The 12,645-nt window shown below is 36.7% G+C and carries 11 protein-coding genes; all 11 read right to left on the minus strand.

What is annotated here, in order from left to right:
• Positions 1-13 precede the first annotated feature (13 nt).
• Positions 14-880 (minus strand): protoheme IX farnesyltransferase, encoded by an 867-nt coding sequence (locus FJ213_02255; GenBank protein ID MBM4174982.1) that lies wholly within the window; start codon positions 878-880, stop codon positions 14-16.
• Between the two features lie 3 nt (positions 881-883).
• On the minus strand, positions 884-1,534 hold the full coding sequence (gene coxB, locus FJ213_02260) for a cytochrome c oxidase subunit II (GenBank protein ID MBM4174983.1): 651 nt from the start codon (positions 1,532-1,534) through the stop codon (positions 884-886).
• A gap of 6 nt (positions 1,535-1,540) precedes the next feature.
• Positions 1,541-1,837 (minus strand): cytochrome-c oxidase, encoded by a 297-nt coding sequence (locus FJ213_02265; protein MBM4174984.1) that lies wholly within the window; start codon positions 1,835-1,837, stop codon positions 1,541-1,543.
• Positions 1,838-1,844: 7 nt separating this feature from the next.
• A complete protein-coding gene (locus FJ213_02270; GenBank protein MBM4174985.1) occupies positions 1,845-2,402 on the minus strand; it encodes a cytochrome c oxidase subunit 3 family protein in 558 nt (185 codons plus the stop codon).
• Positions 2,403-2,461: 59 nt separating this feature from the next.
• The gene (locus FJ213_02275) at positions 2,462-4,102 is read right to left on the minus strand and encodes a cytochrome c oxidase subunit I (GenBank protein ID MBM4174986.1); all 1,641 of its coding nucleotides are present in this window, start codon (positions 4,100-4,102) and stop codon (positions 2,462-2,464) included.
• Positions 4,099-4,890, minus strand: coding sequence for an SCO family protein (locus tag FJ213_02280; protein ID MBM4174987.1), 792 nt, complete (start codon positions 4,888-4,890; stop codon positions 4,099-4,101). The genes FJ213_02275 and FJ213_02280 overlap by 4 nt, the downstream gene beginning before the upstream one ends.
• A 1-nt stretch (position 4,891) precedes the next feature.
• On the minus strand, positions 4,892-5,839 hold the full coding sequence (locus FJ213_02285; GenBank protein ID MBM4174988.1) for a cytochrome c: 948 nt from the start codon (positions 5,837-5,839) through the stop codon (positions 4,892-4,894).
• Positions 5,840-5,850: 11 nt separating this feature from the next.
• Positions 5,851-7,038 (minus strand): quinol:cytochrome C oxidoreductase, encoded by a 1,188-nt coding sequence (locus FJ213_02290; GenBank protein ID MBM4174989.1) that lies wholly within the window; start codon positions 7,036-7,038, stop codon positions 5,851-5,853.
• Positions 7,035-8,174 (minus strand): DUF3341 domain-containing protein, encoded by a 1,140-nt coding sequence (locus tag FJ213_02295; GenBank protein ID MBM4174990.1) that lies wholly within the window; start codon positions 8,172-8,174, stop codon positions 7,035-7,037. Before FJ213_02295 ends, FJ213_02290 begins: the two co-directional genes overlap by 4 nt.
• Positions 8,174-9,403, minus strand: coding sequence for a hydrogenase (locus tag FJ213_02300; GenBank protein MBM4174991.1), 1,230 nt, complete (start codon positions 9,401-9,403; stop codon positions 8,174-8,176). Before FJ213_02300 ends, FJ213_02295 begins: the two co-directional genes overlap by 1 nt.
• Before the next feature lie 140 nt (positions 9,404-9,543).
• Positions 9,544-12,627 (minus strand): 4Fe-4S dicluster domain-containing protein, encoded by a 3,084-nt coding sequence (locus FJ213_02305; protein MBM4174992.1) that lies wholly within the window; start codon positions 12,625-12,627, stop codon positions 9,544-9,546.
• Positions 12,628-12,645: the final 18 nt, after the last annotated feature.

The raw sequence follows: 12,645 nt of genomic DNA on the forward strand, positions 1-12,645 counted from the left end.
ATAATCCTAAGTGTTACTTCAAAAATAAATTATCGATTGATAGCAATACAATTATAATTAAGGCAAAAACATTAATACTCTTGAATGCATTCATAAGACTGAATCTTTCTTCACTTCGAAGTAAAATTCTTGCAGCGTGCCAAGTTAACCATATGCCAGTGATAATTAATCCAAAATTTATCAACGGCGAATTGACAATTTGGAATAATGGCAATCCAACACAAGCAACCGAAATCGAGAGCATCCAGATAAAAGTAATCCGAGATATCTGTTCGTTAGAAAAATGTTTTGAGAGAGTCGGAAAACCAGCTTGCTTATAATCTTCATCAAAGAAAAGCATAAGCAACCAAAAATGTGGAATCTGCCAGATGAAAAAGAAAAAAGCGACAATTAAAATCTGCAAATCAAAAACATCACCTCCAGCTGCAGTCCAGCCAATTAGTGGAGGGATAGCTCCAATCAAAGATCCTGGAACAACTGCAAAAGGATTAATTCTTTTCAAAGGTGTGTAAATTAAATTATACCAAACCAACGCAATTAATCCAAGTAAAAGTGGTACGATCCCGTTTCCAAGAAAAAGAATCAAGCTTCCAATGAGTGAAAAACAAAATCCTAAAAACAAAGTTTGTTTTGCTGAAATTTTTCCAGATGGAATCGGTCGATGTTTTGTCCTCGTCATTAATGAATCGAAGTTTCTTTCTTGATAATGATTAAACGCAGCAGAACCACAAGCAAGCAGCAGTGTACCAATCAGAGGCACAACGATATCAACATTTACGGATTGAGCATACAAAACGTAACCCAAAAACGTAGTTATCGTCGCGAAGGAAGTAATTCTAAATTTAGTGAGTTCGAATAATATTTGAATCTTTTTAGTCAACTTCTATTTTGGAACAACTGTTTTTATTGAATCAGTGTTTTGCTGAATTTTGGCGGTCGCAATAAGCCAGTTATCAAAATCCATCTCAGGCATAACAACAACCTTGGTGTACATGTACGAATGTTTCAGTCCGCAATATTCTGCACAAGCAATATCATAAGAGCCAACTTGGTCGGCAATAAACCACATGTAATTCTTTTTATTTGGAATTACATCTTTCTTCACTCGAAAAGCTGGAATATAAAACGAATGATTTACATCTGCAGATTCCAGTTCAGTTTTTATCGCTTTATTTACGGGAACATACAATGTATCAGTTTTAACTCCATTCGGATAAGTGAAATCCCAATCCCACATCCGTGCAACAACATGAATCACCATCGCATCCTTTGGAACGTCTTGCATTTTAGTGTATCCAACCCAGCCGTAATAGAACATTCCCAAAACAAGAATTGTTGGTATTACAGTCCATAAGATTTCAAGTGGAATATTTCCATGTATATTTTTTGGAGTAGGATGTTTTTTACGATTATACTTGATGACAAATAAAATCATTAAAAAAGTTATCAGCACTAATAAAAGAACTGATACAGCTAGGATGAATAAAAATACACCATCGACATCTTTTATAAAATTTGATCCACCAGAAAACATTTTATTCTACCTTATAAATGAGTAATCAAAGAAAGTTAAACCAATAAAAATCGCAAGTGTTAAAAAAGCAATAAATACGAACATCCTGAACACCTTGTCTTCAAATCTTAAGTGCATAAAAATCGTTAAGACCAATATACTTTTAATCGAGGCAATCAGCAGAGCAACGACAATTGTAAAATTACCTATATCAATTCCGGCAACAGCGACTGTAATCCCAGTAAAAGAAACTAAAGCCAGCCAAACCAATGCGTAAGTCCCGTAACCAATTACATGAGTTTTATTTTCATTGTGATGAGACATTTGTTCCTCAATGTATTAAATAAAATAATGGAAATAAGAAAATCCAAATGATATCTACAAGATGCCAATACAAACCCGAGTTTTCTAATTTCACAAATGAATCTTTAGTTATATGATCTGTACGGATGAAATAAAGCATCACTGAGAGAATTATTACACCTATAATGACGTGCAGTCCGTGTAATCCTGTCATTACATAGTAAAGACCGAAGTAGAGAATCTCTCCATTTGTTTTGTTGATAAGTTCATTCCCTCCAGGATAGATTCCATGACTGAACTTTGCTCCCCATTCAAAATATTTATTTACCATGAATGTTAGTGCAAGTGCAATGGTTAGTCCAATAAGGAGCATGGCAAGATTTTTATTTTGCTTTTGAATTGCAGTAATCGACATTGCCATTGTTAGACTACTGGTAAGAAGAACCAAAGTATTTACCATTCCGAGAAATGTATCTAATTCTTTCGCGGCTAAAGCAAACTCATTACTATAAGTAAATCTATAGACTGCATAAACAATAAATAAACCACCAAACAATATTAATTCAGTGAATAAAAAGAGCCACATTCCAATGCGTGCACCTACATCGTCGCGGTGAATATGAACAGAAGCTTGAACTGATTGGCTCACTTCGACTCCTTTCTGTCTATTTCATATTTCGAATAATCGTAAGGATCTGTTTCGACTACTGGTATTTCATGAAAATTCTCCAGAATTGGAGGTGATTGAATTTTCCATTCAAGAGTTTCCCCTCCCCATGGATTCGCATCAGCTTTCCTCCCACGCTTTAAGGCAACAAAAAAGTTGATGAGCATGATCAATAATCCGAGTATTAAAATCCAACTTCCAACTGTTGAGATAAAATGATAAATGTGAAACTCAGGTAAATAATCATAATACCTTCTCGGCATCCCTAAATAGCCGGCGATAAAAAGTGGAAAATATAAAGTATTGAAACCGAGTACAATCAATAGCCAGGCTGCTTTGGCAGCTTGCCGATTGAAGATTTTACCGAACATTTTTGGGAACCAATAATGAGCTGCCGCAAAAATTCCGAATCCTGTTCCGCCAAACATAACATAATGAAAATGTGCCACAATAAAAGAAGTATCGTGAATGTGAATGTTCAGCGCAAGAGTCGCTTGCATTATTCCAGTAAATCCGCCAATTGTAAAGTGAAAAATAAAAGCAAGTGCGAACAACATGGCAGGTTCGAGTTCAATCGATCCTTTGTACAATGTCGCAACCCAATTAAAGACTTTTATTGCACTTGGAATAGCGACAAGAAATGTTAATAAGGAAAAAATCCACATTGCAGTATCGCTCATACCGACAGTGAACATGTGATGCGCCCAAACAAGCGATCCGAATAGGGCAATTGCGAGACTTGAAAACGCTATAAACTTATAACCAAAAATCGTTCTGCGGGCAAAAACAGGAATCACTTCCGAAATTATTCCCATCGCAGGTAAAATCATAATATATACCGCAGGATGAGAGTAAATCCAAAATAGATGCTGGAATAAAATCGGATCACCACCCAGTGCAGGATCAAATATTCCCACTCCAAGAGTTCTTTCAATTATAACTAATAGCAAGGTTATCCCGACAATTGGAGTTGCTAAAACTTGAACCCATCCGGTTGCATAAAGCGACCAAACAAACAGCGGCATTTTAAACCATTTCATCCCTGGCGCGCGTAATCGATGAACCGTTGTAACAAAATTTATTCCGGTTAAAATTGAAGAAAATCCCAAAACAAAAGCAGCAAACAACGCCGGAATTACATTCGTTGTTGTTCTGATACTGTATGGAATGTAAAACGTCCAGCCAGTATCGACCGGTCCTCCAGGCAGAAAAATTGAAATAACTGCAAGTAAACCACCGATCAAAAAGAGCCACCAGGAGAGTAAATTTATTCTTGGAAATGCAACATCTTTTGCTCCAATTAAAATTGGGAGAAAGAAATTTCCAAAAACAGCTGGCAGACCTGGAATGATAAAAAGAAATATCATAATCACTCCATGAAGAGTGAAAAGAGAATTGTAGGTCTGCGGATCCATAATGGTTTTGCCTGGTGAAATTAATTCCATTCGCATCAAGAATCCTAAAAGCACTGCAACAGAGAAAAAGATCCCCATCGTGATCAAATACAAAATTCCAATGCGCTTATGATCAGTCGATAGAATCCAGGCAAAAATTCCTTTGTGCTTGCTTTTTACTTGTAAATAATCAGGCTCATTATGTTCTAAGACATGCGTACTCATATTTTTTTATCCTCAGTATTTCGGGATTTTTTTGGCTTGACTGTTAAGAATATTGCAAAAGCAATGACGCAAAAAATTATTCCTACGCCAATGATTCTTGTGATGTTCAATGCATACGTCCTTCCCTCTGGATCATACGCATAACAGAACTTTAGAAGTTTCGCAATTGTTGGTCCGACTTTACCTTCCGAAGCTTCGATGGTTGCCATCTTGATATTAAAAGGCAAGAAATCAATCCCTAAAAGATATCTGGTAATTTTTCCATCAGCAGATATGAAAATCAAGGCACCGGCATGAATAAACTGATCCTCTTCTTTTTTGTAGTAAAATCCAACAGCATCTGTTAAAGTTTTGACATTTAAGCTGTCACCTGTCATAAATCGCCAGTTTCCTGATTTGATTGGGTGTTCTAAAAGTTTGATATAATTTATTTTTTTCGAAGCGGCTAATTGCGGTTTTTCAGTATGATCGAAACTTACTGTCAAGATTTGATAATCCTTGCCAAGTTCCAGATCAATTTTATTCACGTTTTCGGCAAGCTCCGTAAGCAAAGGTGTACAGATCCCTCTGCACTCATAGAAAACGAGATTCAAAATTGTTGGCTTCGAAACTATATCAGAAAGTTTTACGAGATATCCATCTTCATCGTAAAACTCCAAATTCATTGGAATATTTTTTCCGAGCTGTTCTTCAATTCCTACCTCTGGCTTTTTTTCTTGGGCATACAATGAAGCTTGAAGAAGCAACACTGTAAATAACAAAACTATTTTAGTAGTAATTATTTTCATTTCAACTCCTCTTTTGTTCCCTCAATTTAAGTAAGTAATTGTAAAGATAATCCCATTGATGGGCATTTAGTTGAGCTATTTTGGGACTGAATCCATAGCTCAATGGTGTTTGAATGATAATTTTAAATACTTCAGTTTTTTGGTTTCTAGTAAAAGTCTCCGACGCTAAAAATCCGGCAAGTAATTTTTTATTCTGAAAGACTTTTTCAAAAAGTTCAATTTCCATGGCAGCAGTACTGTTTGAAATATTTTCATAAATCTTTGTAATTTCTTCAGATTTCGATTGATTCTCTTCAAGGATTTTCTTCAGTGCTAATCTCACAGGTATTTGAGCCGAGGTTACTTTACCTTCCGAAAGTTTAAAGACTGAATTTAATTGTTGAAGTTCCTCCTCTGTGTCTTCTGGAAAATCCTCGGTAAACGTTCTTATGAAATGTATCATTGAAAAGCGATCTTCGGCTGTCATGTAATTATATGAAGGCATTCCGGTTTTCAAAATTCCTTCATCAAGGGTTTTATACATATCAGAAATTTTTCGCCCATTGATCCAATTTAAAGGTTGTGTAAAATTTCTCGGTTTAGGATTCATAACTACACCAGCAGCTCCATCACCTTTGCCCTCCTCACCATGGCACGATGCACAATTATTCTTGTAAAATGTTCTTCCTTTCTCGATCAGTTCTGCATTTGGAACACTGATTTGCATAATATCAACAGGAGGAATATTGCTTGGCTGCATCATCGGCAAATCGGTTTCAGCAGATAAAGTGTCTGCTAAACTTGGAGGTACTCGATTTTTTGTCATGTCAGTCAGACTTGTGACATAATAAATTCCCAATCCAAGAAGGATTGCAAAAATATAAAAGTAACTATATCCAAAAAGTCTGATTGGATTTTTTATCAAATCTTTGAAATCAAGTTCTTCTTTTATTTGTGAATTGTGCATCATCAATCCTAATTTTATAGATGAAAATCAAGTCCTCGTTTCAATTTCGGATCCCCAATCGGGATTAAATTCGTTCGATTGAATTTCCAAGTAAAAACCAAGATCAATAATCCGATTCCATGCAATGGAAATCCAAATTCTATCCAGCTAAATGAAAAAGATTTATAATGAGAAGGCATTACTAACCAAAAGATATCAAGATAGTGGGCAAATAAAATCCACAATGACATAACCTTCAATCGCTTTGTATCCATTTTCGATGACTGCGAAAGTAAGCCAACATATGGTACAAGGAAATGAACTACTATCATTGCAAAAGAAACATACTCCCAGCCGTTCTGCCATCTGCTGATCATCCAAAACGTTTCTTCAGGGATGTTCGCATACCAAATAAGCAGAAATTGACTGAATGCTATGTATGCCCAGAAATTAATGAACGCAAACATTAATGCACCCATACTGTAGAAATGATCTGGACGCAAAAGATTCGAAAAATATCCTTTCTCGTGGAGCAGCACTATTACGAATGTCCCAGATGCGAGAGCTGCAAGCATTGTTCCGGAAAAATAATAAACTCCAAAGATAGTTGAGAACCAATGTGGTTCAAGACTCATCAGCCAATCAATCGCAAAGAATGAAAGAGTAATTGCAAATACAGGAATAAAGAATCCAGAAATCCTGATATTCCACCTAGTTAAAGACTGGTCTTTTGTCTTATCCTGCTTTTCAGAATTCCTTTTAATGAAGAAATAAAAAGCTGTCCAAATAGCGAAGAAAAACACAAATCTTATAATAAAAAACGTTTCATTTAAATATGGGGATTTACCTTTCAAAACTTTATCCGCAGCAACTGCATCTGTGTGTGTCCAATGAAAGAGATCATGTAAATTAAAGAATAGCGGAAGTCCGAATAAAACTAAAAACGGAATTGAGAAGGCAAAGAATTCACTCACCCGACGCATTGGAGTGCTCCAGACTGCACCAGCGATGTATTCAAGAATAACCAAAAACAATGAACCTATACCAATGCTTGATAAAAACATGAATGTGATTAAATTCGAATATGCATTTCTGGTTTGATCGACTAACGCCCCAGCGATTACAATTAGCAATCCGGTTATTAAAAGGAAAAATCCAATTCGAGTGACTGAACCATGTAATTTTTTGTGTTCATAATTCACAGTAAAATTTTCGTTATTCATTTTAAATCACTCTCTTTCGCATTGACAGCACTCTGCAAGACACGAATATAATTTACAACAGCCCAGCGTTCTTCGATTGAAATCTGCTGAGCGTGAGAAGGCATCACGTTCTGCCCGTCTGTTATTACATGAAATATAGCTCCGTCGCTCCAAGTTCTTACTTTTTCCGAATGAAGAGTAGGCGGATTCGGAAACTGTCCTTTCAGTCTGCTGTCTCCTTTACCAAAATTTCCATGACAAGGCGAACAGAATATTTCAAACTTCTCTTTACCGATTTTCAAATTAATTTCAGTCATCGGTAAAGAATTTATTAGATATCTCGCAGCATTTTCCGGCTGACCTTTAAATTTGTAAGGCGTGAAACCGCGCGAGATGGCTCCCTCAACAGGTTCACGCATTCCAAATCCATCTGCAAAAAATTCATTCTTCGATTGTGGATTAACACGATCTTGTTCCACCATCCAATTAAATGGAGACATGAATAATAATTTATTCAAAGTAAAGTAAGTTGCACCTGAAACAACAGCAGCCGTAACAATAAGAAACAAAATAAACTTTGGATTGAAAATCTTGTTATCAGTCCGGAGTTCCTCTCCATCGTAATGAATTGAGAAAACCTCGCTTGCCCCAAGTGATTTGAGGAATGATGTTACTTTATTCTCATCAAACTGCAGGTCTATCGATTGAATTGTTAATCCATATTTATCTGCAGAAACTTTTTTCATATAATCTGTATCGTGCAGAGGATGAGAATTATTAGGGAATTTAAACATGACGAACAACATTCCGACGACAGTAAAAATCGCTGCTGAAAGCACAGTGACTTCAAATGTCACAGGAATGAACGCTGGAAGCTGAAATAATGGTTTGCCTCCGATTACAAGAGGATATTCAATCACGTTCACCCACCACATAAATGCAAGTGCAAATGCAGCTCCAGATAATCCAAATATTAATGTTATAAACCCAAGTTTCGAGGGTTTTAAATTCATCGCTTGGTTCATCCCATGTAGTGGATATGGAGAGTGAACGTCGAATTTTTTATAACCTGCATTTACTGTTTCTTCACTAGCGTGAATAATTTCATTTGGAGTATTAAATAAGCCTGAAACCGAATATAAAGTTTTATTATTCATTAGTGTCGACCTCCATGCGTTGGCTGCGCACCATCAATTACAGCTTTCACTTCGGAAAGTGAAACAACCGGCACAGTCTTAATGAATAATAACAACAAAGTGAAAAACAATCCGAAGCTTCCAATAAATATTCCTATATCAAAAATTGAAGGTATGTAATGCCCCCAGCTTGAAGGGAGATAATCACGTGATAGCGATGTGACTACAATGACAAATCGTTCGAACCACATTCCGACATTCACAAGCACACCAATAATGAACATCACAACAATCGATCTTCGCAATTTTTTAAACCAGAAGAATTGTGGAATTAATACATTACAACTGACCATAATCCAATAAGCCCAAGCATATGGACCGAGAGCCCGATTCAAAAAAACAAATTGCTCAGTCGCATTTCCGCTGTACCATGCGATGAAAAATTCCATTGCATAAGCATAGCCGACCATTAATCCGGTGGTCAGCATGACTTTATTCATCTTTTCAAGATGATCTAGTGTTATGATGTGTTTCAGATTGAAAATTTTCCTTATGAGGATCAGCATATTTTGCACCATAGCAAATCCAGAGAATACAGCTCCTGCTACAAAGTATGGCGGGAAAATCGTTGTATGCCAACCTGGGATCACAGAAACTGCAAAATCAAAACTCACTATTGTATGAACCGAGAGAACTAGCGGTGTTGCGAATCCAGCCAGAATCAAATACGCCATTTCATAATGCTGCCAATGCCGGTTTGAATGTCTCCAACCCAAACTAAAGATGGAGTAAATTATTTTTTTGATTTTACTTGTTGCTCGATCCCGCAAAGTCGCAAAGTCTGGAATTAATCCCACATACCAAAAGATAAGTGAAACAGTAAAATAAGTTGACACCGCAAAAACATCCCAAAGTAACGGCGAAGTAAAATTCACCCATAATGAATGTTGATTTGGGTATGGCATCAGATATCCATCCAGCCATGGGCGACCGGTGTGGATCAATGGAAATAATCCTGCACACATAACTGCAAATATTGTCATCGCTTCGGCAAAACGTGCGATGCCTGTTCGCCATCTCTGCCGAAGTAAAAATAAAATTGCTGAAATCAGTGTACCTGCATGTCCGATTCCAACCCAAAAAACAAAATTAACAATGTCAAATCCCCATCCAACCGGTTGATTGACACCCCAAGCACCAACACCAAAAATAAAAGTGACAGCAAGACTTATTATTCCAACAAGCAGCATGGTACCTGAAATCGAAATGGCAACATACCATGAAGTGGTCGGTTTAGTATCGAGAGGACGAGTAACAACATCATCAATTGCTGCGAGGGTTGGTTTGCCTTCTACAACTGATGGTTCAATTGAATAATCAATACTTCGCACTAAACTTCCTCCGAATGAGTATTTCGTAACTTAGCAATATATGTCACATTAGGCCGGACATTAATTTCTTCTAAAACATGATAACCGAGTTCATGCTTACGCAGCATTGATACGATTGAATTTGGATCGTTCACGTCTCCAAATTCAATTGCCAGCGATGGACATGCGACTTGACATGCGGTCATTACATCAATTCCTTTTAGTTCTCTTCCTTCTTCAACAGCAATTTGCCGAGCTTCCATAATTCTCTGAATACAAAACGTACACTTCTCCATTACACCGCGTGACCTGACTGTAACTTCAGGATTGTTCAACAAGCTAATTGGCTGTTGAGAATAATATCCTTCTTCGAAGGTCTCTCGGAAATCCAAAAAATTGAATCGGCGAACTTTGTAAGGGCAGTTATTAGAGCAATATCTTGTTCCAACACAACGATTGTATGCCATTTGATTCAATCCATCAGGACTGTGATTAGTTGCTGCAACGGGGCAAACATTCTCACATGGTGCGTGATCACAGTGCTGACAAAGCATCGGCTGATTGCTGACTATTGGTTCGTCAAGAGTCCCGGAGTAGTACCGATCAATTCTCATCCAATGCATCTCACGACCTTTTTCCACTTGCTCTTTTCCTACAACAGGAATATTATTTTCGGAAATACAAGCACTCACACAACCGCTGCATCCAATACACTTATTCAGATCGATTGCCATCCCCCATTTTAAGCCATTGTATTCAACCTCATTTGTGATGCTGAATACATCGTGTTTTTCTTTTTGGATGAATTTTGGATCATTCAAATACTGCTGAACTGTTCCCTCTTGAATTATTTTTCGCTTTCGATGAATATCTTTTACGAATTCATCATCGAGTGCATGATGCTCTTGTGCAGTAACCAAGTTGTACTTACGAGAAGTTTTACTAATCGAGGCAGGTAAATAAAATATTGGCGAATTGTCACTAAAATTAATCAATGCATTTGCATTTACTCCAACATTTTTACCAACTTCACCGCAGACAGTCCTCCCATAACCAAGCTCAATTGAAATCAATCCATCAGATTGTCCTGCTTGAATAAAACATGGAACAGAAATTTTCTTATCATCGGATTCGATCTCAATTACATCATTATCTTCAAGCTTAAATTCCTTTGCAGTTTTTGGTGAAACGGCTGCATAATTATCCCAAACAATTTTTGAAACAGGATGCGGAATTTCTTGAAGCCAGCCATTATTTGCGAACCTTCCATCACTTGAGTTTTGCCCCTCTACTAAATGAACATAGAAATTATTTTGTTTTACTTCACGGGTAAATAAACTATCACTACTAATACTCAACTTATTTGTTTGAGGTTTATTTTCAGTAACAGTTACGATTCCATCGTGCAGTGATGCATACCAAAAAGAGGTGAAATCAGAGAGCAATTTCAACGATGGATAAAACTCTTTTTCCCATCGCTGACGGATAAATTCATGATAGTTTTTTTCATCAAAGGAACCAGTCAACCATGTTAAAAGAATTGATTCCTTTTGCCGAGTTTTATAAATCGGGGAAATTACTGGTTGCTGCAGACTGATTATACCGCTTCGAGTTTGATAATCTCCCCATGACTCCAATAAATTATTTATTGGCAGAACATAATGGCATAATTCGGAAGTTTCATTTTTACTTTCTGTTAAGCCAATGGAAATTCCAACTTTCTTCAATTGATTTGCAAAATCTAGACTTGGGAAATGATAAGTTGGATTAGTATCGTAAAATATTACTGCACCGACTTCGCCTTTGCCCATTTTTTGTACAAGTCCATTAATATCATTACTGGAAGTCTCCAGCTGAAAACTCATCTGCGAAGATTTCTCATCATAGAGTTTGGAACTTCCTAATACATCATTTAAAATGTTCAGAACGATATGAGTTTGCTCACTTAAACTGTTTCCTCCCAATATGATTGATTTGCCCTGATTAGCTATCAAATCTCCGACAAGATTATTGATGGAATTCGGATCAAACGAATGTTTTTTAACGAAATCAATCAAAGAATATTTTTTAAGTTCACTAAGAACCGATGAATCAATTCCATTTGTTCGAAGCCCTCGGTTTAGAACGAGTTCACTCAACAAGCTCATTGCAAATTCAAATTGGAAATCAGGTCTCAACCGCAGACGATAATCAGCATTCATTCCAGTCAAGCTCATTCTTCCCTCTATCACATACAAGCGATTGAAATCATTTGGACTATCGATATCGCGTTGCTGAGTGAACTGACGAATATTTTCAATTACACTGCCATCCGTTGCAAGAAAATCTGAATCAAGAGATAAAATTATTTTTGCTTCATTTAAGCGTATAACTGGTAAATTCAAATTCCCATAACATTTCTGCCATGCTAAAAGCTTGTTTGCCTCCGAAAACAATTCGTACGTATATATCTTTGCATTTGGAAAAACTTTTACGAATCCATCAAAAAGCTTTTTGGCTGAGGGTGAATAATTCGTGTGAGCTACTAATGCAATTTCTTTATTTGCTGATACAGATTGTTTTAATTTTTCGATGATCTTCTTGTCAACTTCTTCCCAATTCTTTTCAATGAATGAAGAATTCGTTGCTTTTTCAATTGGATGTCTTAATCTCTCCGGATCGTAGAGATTTAGAATGTTTGCTTGGCCCTTATTACAGATCTTTCCCTTATTAACTGGATGATCTGGGTTCCCATCGATCTTTATTGGCCTGCCTTCGCGAGTCTTAACTAAAATTCCACAGTTTTGCTTACATAAATTGCATGTCGAAGCATAATAATTTGCTTTGCCAATCGTGATTTCTTCGGGTTTGTTCGTATAAGGAACAATCTCTCCTTTGTCTCTGTAATCGGTGCATGCTGTAACGGTCACTGCAGCCGATGCGGATAATAATGCTAAAAATTTCCTGCGGGAGAGAATTGGTAATTCGGAAACATCGAATTCATCAGTCGCACCATTTATAAATTCATTCTGCTTTATCTCAACAATTGAACTTGAGTCTTGATACTCACCAATACTTTTCCAATGCGAATTTACAGAATTTTGCTCTGAAGGTTTTTTACTCATCAACTACCTTACTTCCTC

It is taken from the genome of Ignavibacteria bacterium (genome assembly GCA_016873845.1).
GTDB lineage: Bacteria > Bacteroidota > Ignavibacteria > Ch128b > Ch128b > JAHJVF01.

Bases quoted from the DNA above. Each gene is read 5' to 3' on its own strand.
- FJ213_02295 (MBM4174990.1), bottom strand. From the start codon at position 8,174: ATGAATAATAAAACTTTATATTCGGTTTCAGGCTTATTTAATACTCCA.
- FJ213_02300 (MBM4174991.1), bottom strand. From the start codon at position 9,403: ATGCTGCTTGTTGGAATAATAAGTCTTGCTGTCACTTTTATTTTTGGT.
- FJ213_02270 (MBM4174985.1), bottom strand. From the start codon at position 2,402: ATGTGGCTCTTTTTATTCACTGAATTAATATTGTTTGGTGGTTTATTT.
- FJ213_02290 (MBM4174989.1), bottom strand. From the start codon at position 7,038: ATGAATAACGAAAATTTTACTGTGAATTATGAACACAAAAAATTACAT.
- FJ213_02265 (MBM4174984.1), bottom strand. From the start codon at position 1,837: ATGTCTCATCACAATGAAAATAAAACTCATGTAATTGGTTACGGGACT.
- FJ213_02285 (MBM4174988.1), bottom strand. From the start codon at position 5,839: ATGATGCACAATTCACAAATAAAAGAAGAACTTGATTTCAAAGATTTG.
- FJ213_02305 (MBM4174992.1), bottom strand. From the start codon at position 12,627: ATGAGTAAAAAACCTTCAGAGCAAAATTCTGTAAATTCGCATTGGAAA.
- FJ213_02280 (MBM4174987.1), bottom strand. From the start codon at position 4,890: ATGAAAATAATTACTACTAAAATAGTTTTGTTATTTACAGTGTTGCTT.
- FJ213_02275 (MBM4174986.1), bottom strand. From the start codon at position 4,102: ATGAGTACGCATGTCTTAGAACATAATGAGCCTGATTATTTACAAGTA.
- coxB (MBM4174983.1), bottom strand. From the start codon at position 1,534: ATGTTTTCTGGTGGATCAAATTTTATAAAAGATGTCGATGGTGTATTT.